This is a genomic window from Janthinobacterium lyxosi (genome assembly GCF_051380665.1).
Lineage (GTDB): Bacteria > Pseudomonadota > Gammaproteobacteria > Burkholderiales > Burkholderiaceae_D > Janthinobacterium.
This window is the reverse complement of record NZ_JBNYXM010000027.1, coordinates 1-16,072: the sequence shown is the minus strand read 5'-3', so window position 1 is coordinate 16,072 and position 16,072 is coordinate 1. Positions and strand designations below refer to the sequence as shown.

Genomic DNA, 16,072 nt, shown 5'->3' with positions numbered 1-16,072 from the left:
GTTCTATGGTGTGATGTTGCGCTCAGCTTGCGCTGGTGGTGCGCAAGGCGGCTAGCAATTGCGCCAGCTGCGCCTTGTCGCGTTCGAGCGCCGCCAGGCTGGCCTCGAAGCCGGCGATTTTCTGTTCCAGGCTGCCGGTGGCGTCGTGGATGCGCTGGATCGAGGCAAAGCGCAGTTTCAGCTGCTCCTTGTACTCGACGATCTGCGCTTCGAGCGGCGCCATGATGACTTTCAGCCAGGCGCTGGCGTCGTCGTTGGCGTTGGTGAAACTGCGGCGCACGCGCGAGGCGATGGTGTCGAAGAATTTTTCCATCAGCACGACGCGGCTGGTGGTCAGCAGGGTCGCCGTGCCGAATTGTTTATGGTAGACGGCTTCGATATCGGCGATCTCCTGGCGGTAGCGGGCCAGTGAAAACGGCATCGGCAAGGCCAGCGCCAGGCCATGTTCGGAGGCGAATTTGCGGTACATCACGTTCATCATTTCCGTGATCTCTGCCGTTTTGCCTTCCGAGCGGTCCAGGTTACTGGCGATGCGTTCGAAATACTGGCGCACGGCTTCGCGCAGGCCCGTGAAAAAGCGGCTGCGCTGCATGGCAGCGCGCACGCCATCGATATCGTCGCGCACGATGTCCATGCCCAGGCTCGTATACAGTTCCGTCGACAGGCGGGTAAACACGGCGCGCGTGGCCTGCAGTTTGAACAGGCTGCTGTCGAATTCCTTCTTCTCGATATCGATGCGCCGCATCATGTGCGCGATCACGCTCTGGTTCTTGCCGCGCAGGCTGTGCAGCTCGTGCAGCTGCTCGGCGATGCCGCGCGCGCGGGCCGCCGCCTGCACCTGTTGCGCCGCTTCGATGGCGTCCAGGTCGAACGCCAGCTGGCGCCGGATGATGTCCTTGCGCGCAGGGATCAGCTCCTCGAACAGGGCCGTCTCCAGCGGCAGCAAGCGGCTTTTTTCCAGCAGCGCCGCATCGTGGTTGATCTTGCCCACCAGGGCCTTTTGCGCCGAGACGGGAAACACCTGGCCGGCGTCGAGTGTCAACAGATGCGCGACGCTGGCCTGCTGGCGTTCGATGGCTTGCGCCACCTCGGCATCGCCGCGCAATTCGTCCCACATGCTGTCGATCTTGTTGAGCACCACCAGGCGCCCCGCGCCGGCGCCGATATGGTTGCGCCATACCTCGATATCGCTGCGCGTGACGCCTGTGTCAGCCGCCAAAATGAACAGCACCGCGTGCGCATTCGGAATCAGGTTCAAGGTCAGTTCCGGTTCCGTGCCGATGGCGTTCAGGCCCGGCGTGTCGAGGATGACCAGACCCTGTTTCAGCAGCGGATGGGGGAAGTTGATGATGGCGTGGCGCCACATCGAGATTTCCACCTGGCCGTCCTCGTCGAGCATGGCGGGGGCGTCTGCATCGTCGGCGTCGTACAGGCCGTAGCGCGCTGCTTCTTCCACGCTGACTTTTTTCGTCAGACTGACCTGGCGGATGGCTTCCTGCATGTCTCCACCGGCCTCGATGTTCAGGGGCAGGACGGTCCAGGCGGCGGGCAGGTCGCGGTAGTCACTGGTCGACAGGTTTTGTGCGCGCGTCTCGATGGGCAGCAGGCGGATCGATGGCTGCCAGGCCGCGTCGTATAGCAGTTCGGTGGGGCACATGGTGGTGCGGCCCGCGCCCGAGGGCAAGATGCGCTGGCCATAGCCGGCAAAGAAGATGGCGTTAATCAGCTCGGATTTGCCGCGCGAGAACTCCGCCACGAAGGCCACGGACAGGCGGTCATCGAGCAGGCGGGAAACACAGCGGGCCAGGCGCAGCGCGGACGCGCCGTCGACCAGGCCCGCCGCGCTGGCGGCTTGCCGGTATGCCTGCAAAGCCGCCAGCACATCCTGGCGCCATGCGCTGTATTGTTCCAAGTCCCTGACCATCTGGCTCCCTTTGCCTATGACTTACTGTTGACAGCTATTTCTGACAATTCAGGCAGTAAAACGTGGAACGCTGTCCCTGCACGATCTGGCGGATAGTCGCGCCGCACACGCGGCATGGCTTGCCCGCGCGGTTATACGTGAAATACGTCTGCTGGAAGTAGCCGGACTGGCCGTTCACGCCGATGAAGTCGCGCAAGGTGCTGCCGCCCTGCACGATGGCCTCGGCCAGCACGTCGCGGATCGCCTGCGCCAGTTTCTCATAGCGGGCCAGGCCGATGCGCCGGGCCGGCGTCTTCGGGTTGATCCCTGCGCGGAACAGGCTTTCGGAACAATAGATATTGCCCACGCCGACGACGATGTCGCCCGCCATCAGCACCTGCTTGATATTGGTGCCCTTGTTGCGCGTTTTCTCGAACAGCAGCTGGCCCGTGAAGCCGCCTTCCAGCGGCTCCGTGCCCAGGCCGCGCAGCAGCGCATGGCCGTCCAGCGGGCCGTCGGCCTCGTCGTGCCACAGCACGGCGCCGAAGCGGCGTGGATCCGTCATGCGCAGCACCTGACTGCCGCCATCCGCGTCTTCCACGACGAGGTCGAAATGATCGTGCTTTTGCGCCTCCGTCCCCGTTGGCAGCACGCGCAGGTGGCCCGACATGCCCAGGTGGATGATCAGGGTGCCGTGGCGGAAGTGGATCAGCAGGTATTTGCCGCGCCGCCCCGTCAGGCCGATGGTTTGCCCCGACAATTGTTCGCCCAGGGCCGGAGGGAAGGGCCAGCGCAGGCCGTCGCGGCGCAGCACGACGGCGCGCACGGCGCGGCCCTCGATGTGGGGCGCGACACCGCGCCGTGTGACTTCGACTTCTGGCAATTCTGGCATAGGGCTCGACTATATGAAAACCGGGTAAAAACAGGCGGGTTGCCGGCGGATGGTTGGCCCGGGCACGCTACGCCGCCACGACATATATATTTCGTTACATACATGAAGTACGCGATAGCCGCGTTGGGCGTAGAATCAAACTTTGCCGTTTAGCCAGGATCAGCCTTTGAAAAACGCTTTCGCCATTGTAACCTTGTCCGCCCTGATGGCCACGCATGCCATGGCGCAGACGCCTGTCGCCCCCGCCGATGCTGCGGCTGGCCCCTCTGCGGCCGCGCCCGTCGCGCCACGGGAAGAGGGCGCCGAGTCCAAGGCGGACGCCAAGGCGGAGGGCTTGCCGAAGGTCGAATTGAGCAGCGACTTGCTGTACAAGCTGACCAAGGCTGAAATGGAATTCAAGAGCGGCCAGTGGCAAGGGCCATACGTGACGATGATGGTGGCGGCGCAGCAGACGCGCGATCCGCGCCTGGCGCGCCGCGCTTCCGAAATGGCGCTGGCCGCCAAGCAGGGCAGCGAAGCGCTGGCGGCGATCCGCCTGTGGCGCGAGCTGGCGCCCGACTCGGACGAGGCGACGCAGTTCTTCCTCGGCTTCGTCGTGTTGACGGACAAGATCGAAGAAGCGGAACCGATTTTTGCCGAACGCCTGGCCAATGCGCCAGCGGGCGCGCGCGGCGTGGCCCTGTTCCAGATGCAGCAGATCCTGTCGCGCTCGAATGACAAGCTGTATGCCTATTCGATGTTGACGCGCCTGGTGCAGCCTTACCTGGACATGTTCGAAGCGCACCTGGTGCTGGCGCAGGGCGCCCTGTCGATCGGCGAGCGCGAGCGCGCCATCGGCGAAGCCAACAAGGCGCTGGCGATCAAGCCGAACTCCGAGCTGGCTGCGCTGACCCTGGCGCAGGTGACGGGCGAACCCGAGGCGGCAGGCAAGGTGCTGGCCACTTTCCTGCAAAAGAATCCGGACGCCATCGAAGTGCGCGGCGCGTATGCGCGCCTGCTGGTTGAGCAAAAACAGCTGGAGCCGGCGCGCGACCAGTTCCTGCTGCTGCTGAAAAGCCAGCCCGATAACGTGGGCGGCTTGTATGCGCTGGGCATCGTGGCGCTGCAGCTGGAAGACACCAAGGGCGCCGAGCAGTACTTCAAGCGCTTCCTCGCGGTGCTCGACAAATCGCCTGGCGACGCGCGCGATCCGTTCAAGGCCCTGATGATCCTGTCGCAGATCGCCGAGACGCGCGGCGACACGGCCGGCGCCATCGCCTGGCTGGACAAGGTCGACAACAGCGCTTCCGCCGGCTATGTCGAGGCGCGTTTGCGCCGCGCCCAGCTGATTGCCCGCGGCGGCAATCTCGATGCGGCGCGCAAGGCGCTGACGGAAATCGAAACGGACGATCCGGCAAGCCAGGCGCAGGTGCTGCTGGTCGACGCGCAATTCCTGCGCGATGCCGGCTATGTGCAAAGCGCCTATACGGTGCTGGAAAATGCCTTGCTGCGCTTCCCCGACAATCCGGAGCTGCTGTACGACTACGCCTTGCTGGCCGAGCGCCTGGACAAACTCGAGCTGATGGAAGCGAGTCTGCGCCGCGTGATGGCGCTGGCGCCCGATAACCAGCACGCGTATAACGCCCTGGGCTACTCGCTGGCCGAACGGGGTATCCGCCTGCAGGAAGCCCATGCGCTGATCGAAAAAGCCTTGCAGATGGCGCCGGGCGACCCGTTCATCATGGACAGCATGGGCTGGGTGCAGTTCCGCATGGGTGACCTGGCCGCCGCGGAGAACGCGCTGCGCCGCGCCTATGCCGTGCGCAGCGACCCGGAAATCGCCGTCCACCTTGGGGAAGTGCTGTGGCAGAAGGGCGACAAGGCTGAAGCGCAAAAGCTGTGGCGCGAGGCGCAACGCAAGGACCCGAAAAACGACGTGCTGAAAAGCACCCTGGCGCGCTTGAATGTCAGTCTGTGATTGAATCGATTAACTCCACTATAAAAAACCAGCGCCATGGCGCTGGTTTTTCCTTGTGCCCATGTTCAAACCCATGTTCAAACCCGTGCTTAAACATATTCTGCCCCTGACCGTCCTGTGCCTGGCCCTGTCGGCCTGCTCGACCCTGAGTTCTCCATTCTCGTCCGGCGCCGCGCCATCGGGCGCTGCCGTGGCCCCGTACCGCGAACAGGTGGAGCTGACGGGCCGCTTGAACGTGGTGTACCAGAAGGATGACAAGCCCGAATCGGCGACCGTCAATTTCAACTGGCAGCAGACGGCGCAGCGCACGGACGTGACCCTGTATTCGCCCGTCGGCAGCACGCTGGCCACGATCGCCGTCACGCCGCGGCAGGCCGTGTTGACGCAAAGCGGCAAGGCGCCGCGCAGCGCGCCCGATGTTGATACCCTGAGCGCGCAGATGCTGGGCTGGTCCTTGCCTGTGTCGGGCTTGCGCGACTGGCTGCAAGGCTATGCCATGGGCGCCGATGGCAAGCGTTTCGTGGCTTCGCCGGCCAACGACAGTGTGACGACCAGGGATGGCTGGCGCTTGCGCTATGTGTCGTGGCAAGATGCTGCTGAAAATACACCGGGCGCCTTGCCCCAACCGCGGCGTATCGATGCCGAACGCAATGCCAGCGCGCAGGCTGATGCCGTCTCGCTGCGCATCGTGCTCGATCCTGCCCCTTCCGAACCTGCACCATGACACTGACGACTCTGAACCATTGCCCGGCCCCGGCCAAGCTGAACTTATTTCTACACGTCAACGGCCGCCGCGCCGATGGCTACCACCTGCTGCAGACAGTGTTCCAGTTGCTCGACCATGGCGACACCTTGCACTTCGCGCTGCGCGACGATACGGCGATTGTCCGCGTGACGGCGCTGGCCGGCGTGCCGGAAGAGCAGGACCTGATCATCCGCGCCGCGACATTGCTGCAGGCCGAAGTGCTGCGCCGCACGGGCGCCTTGCCGCGCGGCGTCGATATCGCCATCGACAAGGTGCTGCCCATGGGCGGCGGCCTGGGGGGCGGCTCGTCCGATGCGGCCACGGCGCTGATGGCGCTGAACCGTTTGTGGCAAGCGGGGTTGACGCGCGAGGAATTGATGGCGCTGGGCTTGCCGTTGGGCGCCGATATCCCGTTTTTCATCTTTGGCGAGAATGCCTTTGCCGAAGGCGTGGGCGAAGCCTTGCAGCCTGTCGCCACGCCAGAATGCTGGTATGTGGTGATCGAGCCGGGCGTGCAAGTGCCCACCGCTGCAATTTTTTGCGCGGAAGGCTTGACGAGAAATACCGAACCCGTCACAATAGCGGACTTTTCCAGGTACCTCGCAGAAGGAAACGATGCGTGCGGGTTTGGTAAGAATGATTTACAGCAAGTAGCATGCAGTCTTTTCAAGCCGATAGCAGATGCGGTAGAATGGCTGAGTGCTTACGGTGAGGCCAGGATGACTGGTTCCGGTGCTTGTGTGTTTAGTGCGTTTGGCAGTCAGGAAGAAGCGGATGCGGTGCTCAGCAATGTGCCACCAGTCTGGATCGCCTGGAAGGCAAAAGCGCTGAATCGCCACCCGATGCTCACGCTGTTGTGAAGCAAAGTAAGCAGCAAAAAAAGATTTTGCTTAGCGTCAAATAGTCGGTATAATACTGGCCAACATGACGGCAAGCAGTCAGTTGCGTAGGGGAATCGCCAAGCTGGTTAAGGCACTGGATTTTGATTCCAGCATGCGAAGGTTCGAATCCTTCTTCCCCTGCCACCCATTTCACCGTAGTCTGTCGATGCGAAGTCAGCGTCCAGTACGGGAAAAAGCAGATATGTCGCCACGCGGCATATTCTAAACAATGACTGACCGGGCTTATGCCCGGTTAGTGCTTTTCAAGACTTCTATATCACCTCTTGGGACTCCCATGGCTTACGAAAACCTGATGGTTTTTACCGGCAACGCGAATCCAGCGTTGGCAGAGGGGGTCGCAAAAAACCTCGGCATTCCTCTCGGTAAAGCAAACGTTTCGAAATTCTCCGACGGCGAAGTAATGGTCGAGATTAACGAAAACGTGCGCGGCAAGGATGTTTTTGTTTTGCAATCCACCTGTGCTCCGACCAACGACAGCCTGATGGAAATCATGCTGATGGTTGATGCCTTGAAACGTGCTTCCGCTGGCCGCATCACCGCCGCGATTCCTTACTTCGGCTACGCCCGCCAAGACCGTCGTCCGCGCTCCGCGCGTGTGGCGATTTCGGCCAAGGTGGTGGCGAACATGCTGGAAGAAGCCGGTGTCGAGCGCGTCCTGATCATGGACTTGCACGCTGACCAGATTCAAGGTTTCTTCGATATCCCAGTCGACAATATTTACGCTTCGCCAATTTTGCTGGGTGACCTGCAAAAGAAAAACTACCAGGATTTGCTGGTGGTGTCGCCCGACGTCGGCGGTGTGGTACGTGCGCGCGCCCTGGCAAAACGCCTGGGCTGCGACCTGGCCATCATCGACAAGCGTCGTCCAAAAGCGAACGTGTCCGAAGTGATGAACATCATCGGTGAAGTCGAAGGCCGCAACTGCGTGATCATGGATGACATGGTCGACACGGCAGGCACCCTGACCAAGGCTGCCGAAGTGCTCAAAGAGCGCGGCGCGAAAAAAGTCGTGGCGTATTGCACGCACGCGGTGCTGTCCGGCCCGGCGATCGACCGTATTTCGGCATCGCCACTCGATGAACTGGTCGTGACCGATACGATCCCCCTGTCCGAAGCGGCCCTGGCCTGCGGCAAGATTCGTCAATTGACGTGCGCGCCGCTGCTGGCCGAGACGTTCAAGCGCATCATCAAGGGTGATTCGGTTATTTCCCTCTTTATCGATTAATTCGGCAAGAGTAGCAACAGACGTAATGCCTGCGGCGCGACCGGCTTTTTGCCTGTTGCGCCGCAGTGTTTTAGTTTTCGGGGCGCTTATGCGCTCATTTTCGAAGATTCCTGGTCGCGGGAATCTTCATAACACAAGGCGCAAGCCTTGTTCTTCTTGGAGTTTCACATGAAAGTTATCGCATTTAAACGCGAATTGCAAGGTTCCGGAGCGAGCCGCCGCCTGCGCATTTCCGGCCAAACCCCTGGTATCGTCTACGGTGGCGCTGAAGCCCCGGTGCTGATCTCGCTGGATCACAACGCCCTGTACCACGCGTTGAAAAAAGAAGTGTTCCACTCGTCGATCCTGGACCTGGAAATCGACGGCGTTTCCCAGCAAGTTCTGTTGCGCGACTTCCAAGTCCACGCATACAAACAACTGGTTCTGCACGCTGACTTCCAGCGCGTTGATGCTAAGCAAGCTATCCACGTGAAAGTGGCGCTGCACTTCATCAACGCTGACGTTTCCCCAGCAGTCAAACTGCATGGCGCGACCATCAGCCACGTTGCCAACGAAATCGAAGTTTCGTGCCTGCCAGGCCAACTGCCAGAATTCATCAACGTTGACCTGTCGAACATCGACGTCGGTCACTCGCTGCACGTAGGCGACCTGGTCCTGCCAGCTGGCGTGACCGTTGTCACCCACGGCGCCAACCTGACCATCGCTACCGCTTCGGTACCGGCTGGCCACGTTGCGGCTGAAGCTGAAGCCGCTGCTGCTGCTGTTGAAGCCGACAAGAAGTAATTTTGCCGCCGCAGCAATGCGGTAGTCGCAAGGAAAAACCCGCCAGGTTCGCCGCGCGGGTTTTTTTCTGCCTGTTTTCACCGATAATGTTTTCTTTTTCATTGCAGATACAGCCATGCCCATACGCCTGATCGTCGGCCTCGGCAACCCGGGACCCGAATACGAACAAACCCGCCACAATGCCGGTTTCTGGCTGGTGGACAATCTTGCCAACAGCTTGCCCGGCACGCGCTTGCAGCGCGATTCGCGCTACAACGCCATGCTGGCGAAAACGTCGATAGCCGGCAAGGAAGTCTGGCTGCTCGAACCGCTGACCTTCATGAACCGCTCGGGCCAGTCCGTGGGCGCGCTGGCGCGCTTCTTCAAGATCGCTGCCGATGAAGTGCTGGTGGTGCACGACGAGCTCGATCTGATGCCGGGCATTGCACGCCTGAAGAAGGGCGGCTCGGCCGGCGGCCACAATGGCTTGAAGGACATCACGGCCGCGCTGGGCACGCAGGATTACTGGCGCTTGCGCCTGGGCATCGGTCATCCGCGCACCCTGAGCCTGCAGCAGCAAGTGGCCGATTTCGTGCTGCACCGTCCACGCCGCGAAGACCAGGAGCTGATCGAGCAAGCCATCGACAAATCCTTGCAGGTGATGCCGCAGATCGTCGAAGGCAGGTTCGAGGCAGCTACGATGAAGCTGCACACAGCGTAATAACACGCAACATAACCTACTGCGCGTCGTGATTTGCGGCCTGCGATGCTCACCGTGCTAGAGCACGGTTGCGCTTCTTAGCCACAACTCACTGCCGCTCGCTACGGTTCTGTTGGGTGTTCGAAGTGCGTGTTTACCGGGGGGCCATGCCGAAGCCGGCCATGATGGTTTTCGCCATCTGCTGCTGGCTGGCGTGGGCGCTGCTGCCTTCGCCCGCGTTGGCGGCGATCAGCAAGCCGTCGCCGCTGCCTGGCGCCAGCGCGATCAGCGCGTGCCAGTAGCCGTTCGAGCCCAGGTGGGTGAGCACGCGCTGCGGCGCCTGCGGCGGAAAGTGCATCACGCCCCAGCCCAATGCCGCATTCGTCTCGCCCTGCGCCGTGTGCAGGAACACATACGTTGCCTGTTTGAGTAATTTCCCCTTGCCTTGCTCGCCCTGCAGTTGATCGAGCGCAAATTTGGCCCAGTCATCCATGCTCAGGTGAATTTCCCCATCGGGCGCCATCATCAGCGGATTGCTGGCCATCAAGCCGGCAATCGGCTTGTTTTCCTTGTGTCCCAAGTTCTGGCCGCGCACGGTGGGGCCGAATGCGGCCTGCATGCCCAAGGGACCGAACACCTCGGCCTGCATCAATTCCTCATACGTCTTGCCCGTGACCAGCTCGGCGATGGCGGCGGCGATCATGGCGCCGCTATTCGAGTAATGCGATTCGCCGCGTGGCGCGGCCACCGGCGCGTCGGCCAGCGCGCGTTGCGCGTATTCCAGGCGCAGCACGGGCAGCGGACGCGTATCCGTGTAGGTGGAATTGATCCATTCCTCGTCCGGATTCGGTGGCAGGCCGGCGCGGTGCGACAGCAGATCTATCAGGTTGACGTCGCGGTACTCGGCGCGCATGCCGCCGGCCAGCGTGGGCAGCATGCTCGACAGCGGCGCATCCCACGACAGCACGCCCCGCTCCACCAGCCGGGCGATCAGGGTCACCGTCATGGCTTTGCCGTCGGAGCCGATATTCCACACGTCATCAGTGCGTACGGCGTCACGCCCGTCATTGGCCCGCACGCCAGCTTGCGCCTGCGCATGGACCTTGCCATCGCGGATGACCAGAATCGCCATGGCTGGCACGCTCTTGTCGGCCAGCGCCTGCTGCAGCATGAGGTTCAGGTCATCGGCGCGGACGGCGCCGCTGAGCAAGAAGGCGGTGCTGCAAACGAGTGAGGCAAGCAGGGTTTTCATGGTGTCTCCAGTCGATATGGTCGGGGGAATATGCTAAAATGGTCGCAAAACATGATATAATTATTGTTTTGCGATAATTTATTCTAACAACACTTTACGCATCCGTATACTTTTGAATATGAAAAAAAATAATTCGGGACCAGCGGCGCTGAGCCGGCGCGTGCGCTATGGCGTCTCGGGTTTCTTTCTGCTATACCTGCTGCTGACGGTGCTGGGCTGGCTGGCGCCTGCGCCGGCCGCGCACGGCAGCCTGGGTGGCGCCGGCATGTATGAACTGTTGCTGCAATTGCAGAGCCAGCCATTCGAGCGCCTGGCAGCCATGCCCATGTGGCAGCGGGGACTGGGCCTGGCGCTGGCCTTGCCAGCCTTGCTGGTGCTGGGCGACGCCGTGCGCCAGTTGGCCCTGGTTTTGCGCCAGTTCGAGCAGGGCGTGTTTTTTACGCCGCAGGTGGCGCGGCGCTTTCGCCGTTTCGCTGGCGCTCTGTTGCTGGGAACGCTCTTGACCCTGCTGGAGCCGACGGTGCGGGGCATGCTGTTTGGTTTACTGGAAAAGGGGACGAGCCAGTTGCGCCTGGTTATCGATATCACGGGCGGCGACCTGTGGACCTTGTTGCTGTGCACGGTTTTCCTTGCACTGGCGCAAATCCTCCACGAAGGCCAGCGCCTGGCCGATGAAAACAGCGGGTTCATCTGATGGGTATCGTCGTGCGGCTCGACCTGGTACTGGCCAGGAAAAAAGTAAAATCCAAGGAACTGGCGGCCTTCATCGGTATCACGGAGCAGAATCTGTCGCTCTTAAAATCAGGCAAGGTGCGCGGCGTGCGTTTCGATACCTTGTCGAAAATTTGCGAGATGCTGGAATGCCAGCCCGGCGATATCCTGGAATTCGACCCGTCGCAGCCAGACGACGCGGATGACGCGCCCTAGCCGTACAGGGGGCGGTTTTTTTGAAGAGTAGGGTGCATAGAGGTACAATTGACCCTTACGAGCATTAATACAGCAAGATTATCCAGAAAACGCCCGCAACGGCCGTTTTGCACCAGCCGCTTGCCGGCAATATTGATTATTTAAAGGTTTTCCATGAGTCTCCAATGCGGTATCGTCGGCTTGCCGAACGTCGGCAAGTCCACCCTGTTCAATGCACTGACGAAAGCCGGCATCCCGGCTGAGAACTATCCGTTCTGCACCATCGAGCCGAACGTCGGTGTCGTCGAAGTGCCGGATCCACGCATGGATGCGCTGGCCGCCATCGTCAAGCCGGAACGCACGGTCAACGCCATCGTGGAATTCGTCGACATCGCCGGCCTGGTGGCCGGCGCATCGAAGGGCGAGGGCCTGGGCAACCAGTTCCTGTCGCACATCCGCGAAACGGACGCCATCGTCAACGTCGTGCGCTGTTTTGAAGATGACAACGTCATCCACGTGGCCGGCAAGATCAATCCGCTCGACGATATCGAAGTCATCCAGACCGAACTGGCGCTGGCCGACATGGGCACCGTGGAAAAAGCCATCCACCGCGAAAACAAGAAAGCCCGCTCGGGCGACAAGGACGCGGCCAAGCTGCTGGCCATCATGGAACGCATGATGCCTTACCTGAACGACGCCAAGCCGGTGCGCGCGATGGGCCTGGACGCTGACGAAATGGAACTGATCAAGCCTTTGTGCCTGATCACGGCCAAGCCAGCCATGTTCGTGGCCAACGTGTCCGACACGGGCTTTACCAACAACCCGTTGCTGGACCAGCTGACGGCCTACGCGCAATCGCAAAACGCCCCTATCGTCGCCATCTGCGCGGCGCTGGAAGCGGAAATCGCCGACCTGGACGACGCCGACAAGGGCGCTTTCCTGGCCGACATGGGCATGCAAGAGCCAGGCCTGGACCGCCTGATCCGCAGCGCCTACAAGCTGCTGGGCCTGCAAACCTACTTCACGGCGGGTGTGAAGGAAGTGCGCGCCTGGACCATCCATGTGGGCGACACGGCACCGCAAGCGGCCGGCGTGATCCACACCGACTTCGAACGCGGCTTCATCCGCGCGCAGACCATCGCCTATGACGACTTCATCGCCTACAAGGGCGAAGCAGGCGCCAAGGAAGCGGGCAAGATGCGCGCCGAAGGCAAGGAATACGTGGTCAAAGATGGCGACGTGCTGAACTTCCTGTTCAACGTCTAAGTTGCCAGTCATGTTTCAGATGTTTTCGTAAGGTTTCACAAAGACATCTGCAAGCCAGTTTTTCCCTATGAAAGCCGCTGAAATAGCGGCTTTTTTGTTTCTGGATGTTTCATGAATTTTCATGAGCATTCACGAAAATTGCGGGTACAAAAGAGGGTATAAATCCTTGTTGCGCAGTACGGAGGTGGGTACAATCTGATCACCGCTACCAACCGTGAAATGTAATGCTGACTGATGCCCATTGCCGCAATGCCAAGCCTCGCGATAAGCTCTATCGGGTCAATGACTACAAGGGACTGTATTTGGAAGTCAAGCCGAACGGCGTGAAGGCTTGGCGTTATCGTTACAAGCTTGCCGGAAAAGAATCCCTGTTTGCGCTGGGTGACTACCCATCTGTTGGATTGGCGCTCGCCAGGGAAAAATGCGAAGAGGCCCGCAAACTGGTGAAGCTGGGGACCAGTCCCGTGCAAAATCGACAGTTGGAAAAAATCAAGCGCGAGCTAGACTCTGCAAACACCTTCGAGGCCGTCGCGAAAGAATGGATTGCCCTGAAGGATTGGGAGGAGGTCACGAAGTCCCGTCGCCTCGATATGCTCCAGCGCGTAGTGTTTCCGTCTATCGGCCAGCTGCCTGTTCGGCATGTGACCTCGGCGCATGTATTGGATATCCTCAACAAGACGCTCAAGCGTGGTGCCCCTACGGTCGCGGCAGAAGCTAAGCGGACGATGTCGTCAGTGTTCGAACTGGCTGTTGCAACGTTGCGAGCCGATGCAGACCCAGTGTGGGCGGTTCGTAAATCGCTGCCGCCGAATAAGACGCAGCACAAGAGAGCGCTACCCAGTGATGAAGTCGGCAAGCTGCTTGTTGATTTCGATGGGCATGGAGGAAACTTCCAGACAATAAATGCGTTCAAGTTGATGTGGCTGACCTTGAGTCGGCCGAATGAATCGGTTCAAGCGGAGTGGCTGGAATTTGATCTGGAAAAGGCATTATGGAAAATTCCTGCTCGGCGAATGAAGGCGCGACGTGATCACTTGGTGCCATTGCCGACGCAGGCAGTGGCTTTGCTAAACGCGATGCGGCCTGTTACAGGTCACACGAACTTTGTTTTCCCGAATCGTGATGACCGCGCTCGACCCATGGCCGATGCCGCACTTCGCCAAGCGTTAAAAAAACTCGGATGGGCTACTAAATATAGTCCTCATGGTACGCGGACAACAGGCTCTACGCTGCTAAATGAAATGGGCTATCGTCATGATGTGATCGAGACGCAGCTTGCACATGCAGAACCCAATAGTGTCCGTCGAACTTACAACCACGCAATTTATTTTGAGGAGCGGCGAGTGATGATGCAAGACTGGGCTAATTTTCTCGATACATGGAAAAATCATGATTGAGCCAGGGATTTCTTTGGAGTTTGAGGGAATTTTTCCTACAACCAGGGAAGAGCGCTGTCAAAAAAGTGAATTACTGGCACTTATTGACGAAATTCAAGTGAGGCGTGAGCGTTTGGGTGAGAGCAAAATTGTTCGGCTCGATGATTTCAAAGCCCAGCTCCTGACGCTTGCAAATGCTTACCGTACGTGGCTTATGCGTCGTGAAGTGGAAGAGGAGTTCCAAGCCCAGTTTTCGAAAATTGTCTTAGCGGCTCAGGTGTTGAAAACAGCACTGGGTCGGCTGGATCCTCTGTCGAGAAAATGCCTGGGGAAAGCTCAAGCTGATATGTTTTACCATGCCGATGGTGCAGACAAAGAGGAGCTATCACGGTTAGAGGACCTGCATAGAGTTGGATATGAGCCGCGAACGGGCTGGCACTTTGATGAGGACATCGACTCGGTCGAAGTTGCCGCAGCATCACTTGCCGGGAAAAATAAGCGAGGGCGTCCAAGCGGAACTCTTGAGCAGCAGGTGGCACAGGAATTTGTGGTTTTATGTCATCAACATAGTTGGTCGCCCATTCGAGTCTCAAATTCGGGCAGTATTAGAAATACGGGGGTTGTATTGTCGGATCCTGTTAGGTGCCTGGCAGCCGTATTTCAAATTGCTGGCTTGCCTAAACCTGTTTCAAGTTCGAAAGCGCTTTCGGCGCTAAACGTAGTGCGAAAGGGATTCCCTTACGCGACTGGTCCCATGTATGAAGACCACGGACGCAAAATCTATGATGAGGAATTTTGTAATTTCTATCATGTTGACTTTCTTTGTATGGTGCTAGAGAGCGATGTTGGGATGCCTCGTTTCGGTCCTAATACTGGAATTTGAGTTTATTTTTCATATGTATTAGATAACTTGAGCAGGCAGCTCGCGCCAAGTGAGTGGCAGTTTTCGCCTCAAAGCGGGCATGGGCGGATATATGCCTTACCGGCGAACAAATAAGCATCTGGACAGATTTGCACAATTTTCAGTATCCAATAAAGAATGCTCCTCTTGTCCTGTTATAGACTTCTTTTACTTTGGTAAGTAGGATTGCCAATCAGAGGTGTTGAAGCGACAAACTTCGTAGGTACGGCGCGCATCCCACATATCCTTCGCATGATTGCGAACAGCCCAGTATTGTTTGTTCGTTTCCAGTTCCCAAATTAAGGATGCGGGAAACGCTCCCCTCTCGGTATCAAATGGTACTCGTTCATCGATAAGAAAGGTAATCGAACTGGGGGGAAATGGCAGTCCATTTTCATCGACGTATGGCGTGATGTCTACTAACCCATTTGCAGTGCGGAGAACGGCATGGTGTTGAGAAAAAAGCATGACTCCTTGAGGGGTTGTGTCGCGCCAAAGTGCCCATCCATAAACGACCTGTCCAGCCCCCTTATGTTCCTCTCTCAGGCAGTTGAACCAGCACATACCAGCCTCAGCTTCTCCCAAAGGTTCATTCGGAACCTCAACCAGCTCATGGTTGTCAACGTAATTCGGCAATGCTACGCCACGCCTCATTCGGATTTCACTATCACTACGTATGATGTTCGCAAATTGCTTTGTGATATCGTCGATCGGTGCGTTGATGCTCATGATTTTATAATTCTCAACTATAACATCCGCCATTATACGAGTAAGAAACCGTAAAACCATGGCGTAACGCAATATCAGGTGTACCCGCTCAATGACTGCCTCTGGCCTGGCCTGCGTAAAAACGTAGAAAATTTTGACTTGTGAAAAAAACGACCTCTCAGAACAGCCGCTATGGTATTTTTTCTGGTGTCGACACTGGTCACCTTACCCACGGGAATTCTATGTTTAGGCGTTTTACACAGCCTCAGCTGGTAGCCGACATGGAAATAAAACTTCAGCTCATCATACCGCCTGTCTTAGATGATTTTTAAGTAAGTAAATTTTATACGGATTTTTAATCGCCTCTTTGGAGGTCTTTTTTTGTCCGTGTCTTTTTTCTTTATCGCTGCCACCATCCCGTTCGGATTCAGTACCTTTCGGAGGGTGGCATGCGCATACGTGGGTATTCCGGTCTATCGTGACCAGCGATTCCGGCCTATCGTGACCGGTCATTTCGGTCCATCGTGACCACCCATTGCGGTCTATCGTGACCGATTTCGGCCGCCACCGGAATCGG

The 16,072-nt window shown here is 58.6% G+C and carries 16 protein-coding genes and 1 tRNA gene; 12 read left to right on the top strand and 5 right to left on the bottom strand.

Going from position 1 to position 16,072, the window contains the following annotated elements; translation table 11 throughout:
- Positions 1–22: 22 nt before the first annotated feature.
- On the bottom strand, positions 23–1,924 hold the full coding sequence (locus tag ACQ4WP_RS22670) for a dynamin family protein (protein WP_436524611.1): 1,902 nt from the start codon (positions 1,922–1,924) through the stop codon (positions 23–25).
- A 34-nt stretch (positions 1,925–1,958) separates the two neighbouring features.
- Entirely contained in the window at positions 1,959–2,795 is an 837-nt protein-coding gene (mutM, locus tag ACQ4WP_RS22665) for a bifunctional DNA-formamidopyrimidine glycosylase/DNA-(apurinic or apyrimidinic site) lyase (protein WP_436524609.1), read from the bottom strand.
- A 166-nt stretch (positions 2,796–2,961) separates the two neighbouring features.
- Here mutM and ACQ4WP_RS22660 point away from each other — a divergent pair, with 166 nt between their 5' ends.
- The 7 genes from ACQ4WP_RS22660 to pth all read left to right on the top strand — a co-directional run bounded on the left by ACQ4WP_RS22660 (position 2,962) and on the right by pth (position 9,107).
- Complete coding sequence (locus ACQ4WP_RS22660; protein WP_436524607.1) at positions 2,962–4,752, top strand: tetratricopeptide repeat protein; 1,791 nt, start codon at positions 2,962–2,964, stop codon at positions 4,750–4,752.
- 85 nt (positions 4,753–4,837) lie between these two features.
- Positions 4,838–5,476 carry an outer membrane lipoprotein LolB gene (locus ACQ4WP_RS22655; RefSeq protein ID WP_436524605.1) on the top strand — a complete coding sequence of 213 codons (639 nt, stop codon included), beginning with the start codon at positions 4,838–4,840 and terminating at the stop codon, positions 5,474–5,476.
- Positions 5,473–6,357 carry a 4-(cytidine 5'-diphospho)-2-C-methyl-D-erythritol kinase gene (ispE, locus tag ACQ4WP_RS22650; protein ID WP_436524603.1) on the top strand — a complete coding sequence of 295 codons (885 nt, stop codon included), beginning with the start codon at positions 5,473–5,475 and terminating at the stop codon, positions 6,355–6,357. Before ACQ4WP_RS22655 ends, ispE begins: the two co-directional genes overlap by 4 nt.
- 88 nt (positions 6,358–6,445) lie before the next feature.
- Positions 6,446–6,522, top strand: a tRNA-Gln gene (locus ACQ4WP_RS22645).
- Positions 6,523–6,673: 151 nt separating this feature from the next.
- Complete coding sequence (locus ACQ4WP_RS22640; protein ID WP_034753270.1) at positions 6,674–7,624, top strand: ribose-phosphate pyrophosphokinase; 951 nt, start codon at positions 6,674–6,676, stop codon at positions 7,622–7,624.
- 168 nt (positions 7,625–7,792) lie between these two features.
- Positions 7,793–8,407 carry a 50S ribosomal protein L25/general stress protein Ctc gene (locus tag ACQ4WP_RS22635; RefSeq protein ID WP_436524601.1) on the top strand — a complete coding sequence of 205 codons (615 nt, stop codon included), beginning with the start codon at positions 7,793–7,795 and terminating at the stop codon, positions 8,405–8,407.
- Positions 8,408–8,522: 115 nt separating this feature from the next.
- Positions 8,523–9,107 (top strand): aminoacyl-tRNA hydrolase, encoded by a 585-nt coding sequence (pth, locus tag ACQ4WP_RS22630; protein WP_436524599.1) that lies wholly within the window; start codon positions 8,523–8,525, stop codon positions 9,105–9,107.
- 133 nt (positions 9,108–9,240) lie between these two features.
- Here pth and ACQ4WP_RS22625 read toward each other — a convergent pair whose 3' ends face one another.
- Positions 9,241–10,338: a serine hydrolase domain-containing protein gene (locus ACQ4WP_RS22625; RefSeq protein WP_436524597.1), complete on the bottom strand. Its 1,098-nt coding sequence runs from the start codon at positions 10,336–10,338 to the stop codon at positions 9,241–9,243.
- A 118-nt stretch (positions 10,339–10,456) separates the two neighbouring features.
- Here ACQ4WP_RS22625 and ACQ4WP_RS22620 point away from each other — a divergent pair, with 118 nt between their 5' ends.
- The 5 genes from ACQ4WP_RS22620 to ACQ4WP_RS22600 all read left to right on the top strand — a co-directional run bounded on the left by ACQ4WP_RS22620 (position 10,457) and on the right by ACQ4WP_RS22600 (position 14,769).
- On the top strand, positions 10,457–11,032 hold the full coding sequence (locus tag ACQ4WP_RS22620) for a hypothetical protein (RefSeq protein ID WP_436524595.1): 576 nt from the start codon (positions 10,457–10,459) through the stop codon (positions 11,030–11,032).
- Positions 11,032–11,265, top strand: coding sequence for a helix-turn-helix domain-containing protein (locus ACQ4WP_RS22615; protein WP_436524593.1), 234 nt, complete (start codon positions 11,032–11,034; stop codon positions 11,263–11,265). The genes ACQ4WP_RS22620 and ACQ4WP_RS22615 overlap by 1 nt, the downstream gene beginning before the upstream one ends.
- 153 nt (positions 11,266–11,418) lie before the next feature.
- A complete protein-coding gene (gene ychF, locus ACQ4WP_RS22610; RefSeq protein WP_102121118.1) occupies positions 11,419–12,510 on the top strand; it encodes a redox-regulated ATPase YchF in 1,092 nt (363 codons plus the stop codon).
- Between the two features lie 224 nt (positions 12,511–12,734).
- Entirely contained in the window at positions 12,735–13,907 is a 1,173-nt protein-coding gene (locus tag ACQ4WP_RS22605; RefSeq protein ID WP_436524591.1) for a tyrosine-type recombinase/integrase, read from the top strand.
- Complete coding sequence (locus tag ACQ4WP_RS22600) at positions 13,900–14,769, top strand: hypothetical protein (RefSeq protein WP_436524589.1); 870 nt, start codon at positions 13,900–13,902, stop codon at positions 14,767–14,769. Before ACQ4WP_RS22605 ends, ACQ4WP_RS22600 begins: the two co-directional genes overlap by 8 nt.
- A gap of 186 nt (positions 14,770–14,955) precedes the next feature.
- Here the strand turns inward: ACQ4WP_RS22600 and ACQ4WP_RS22595 are convergent, their stop codons facing one another.
- Together ACQ4WP_RS22595 and ACQ4WP_RS22590 are read right to left on the bottom strand one after the other, a co-directional pair.
- Entirely contained in the window at positions 14,956–15,516 is a 561-nt protein-coding gene (locus ACQ4WP_RS22595; RefSeq protein ID WP_436524587.1) for a hypothetical protein, read from the bottom strand.
- A gap of 282 nt (positions 15,517–15,798) precedes the next feature.
- Positions 15,799–16,072, bottom strand: a 274-nt coding sequence (locus ACQ4WP_RS22590) for a hypothetical protein (protein WP_436524585.1), incomplete at its 5' end; no start/stop codon positions are given.

Excerpts from the sequence above, each read along its gene's own strand:
- ACQ4WP_RS22670 (WP_436524611.1), bottom strand. The coding sequence starts at position 1,924 with ATGGTCAGGGACTTGGAACAATACAGCGCATGGCGCCAGGATGTGCTG.
- mutM (WP_436524609.1), bottom strand. The coding sequence starts at position 2,795 with ATGCCAGAATTGCCAGAAGTCGAAGTCACACGGCGCGGTGTCGCGCCC.
- ispE (WP_436524603.1), top strand. The coding sequence starts at position 5,473 with ATGACACTGACGACTCTGAACCATTGCCCGGCCCCGGCCAAGCTGAAC.
- ACQ4WP_RS22640 (WP_034753270.1), top strand. The coding sequence starts at position 6,674 with ATGGCTTACGAAAACCTGATGGTTTTTACCGGCAACGCGAATCCAGCG.
- ACQ4WP_RS22635 (WP_436524601.1), top strand. The coding sequence starts at position 7,793 with ATGAAAGTTATCGCATTTAAACGCGAATTGCAAGGTTCCGGAGCGAGC.
- pth (WP_436524599.1), top strand. The coding sequence starts at position 8,523 with ATGCCCATACGCCTGATCGTCGGCCTCGGCAACCCGGGACCCGAATAC.
- ACQ4WP_RS22625 (WP_436524597.1), bottom strand. The coding sequence starts at position 10,338 with ATGAAAACCCTGCTTGCCTCACTCGTTTGCAGCACCGCCTTCTTGCTC.
- ACQ4WP_RS22620 (WP_436524595.1), top strand. The coding sequence starts at position 10,457 with ATGAAAAAAAATAATTCGGGACCAGCGGCGCTGAGCCGGCGCGTGCGC.
- ACQ4WP_RS22615 (WP_436524593.1), top strand. The coding sequence starts at position 11,032 with ATGGGTATCGTCGTGCGGCTCGACCTGGTACTGGCCAGGAAAAAAGTA.
- ychF (WP_102121118.1), top strand. The coding sequence starts at position 11,419 with ATGAGTCTCCAATGCGGTATCGTCGGCTTGCCGAACGTCGGCAAGTCC.
- ACQ4WP_RS22605 (WP_436524591.1), top strand. The coding sequence starts at position 12,735 with ATGCTGACTGATGCCCATTGCCGCAATGCCAAGCCTCGCGATAAGCTC.
- ACQ4WP_RS22600 (WP_436524589.1), top strand. The coding sequence starts at position 13,900 with ATGATTGAGCCAGGGATTTCTTTGGAGTTTGAGGGAATTTTTCCTACA.
- ACQ4WP_RS22595 (WP_436524587.1), bottom strand. The coding sequence starts at position 15,516 with ATGAGCATCAACGCACCGATCGACGATATCACAAAGCAATTTGCGAAC.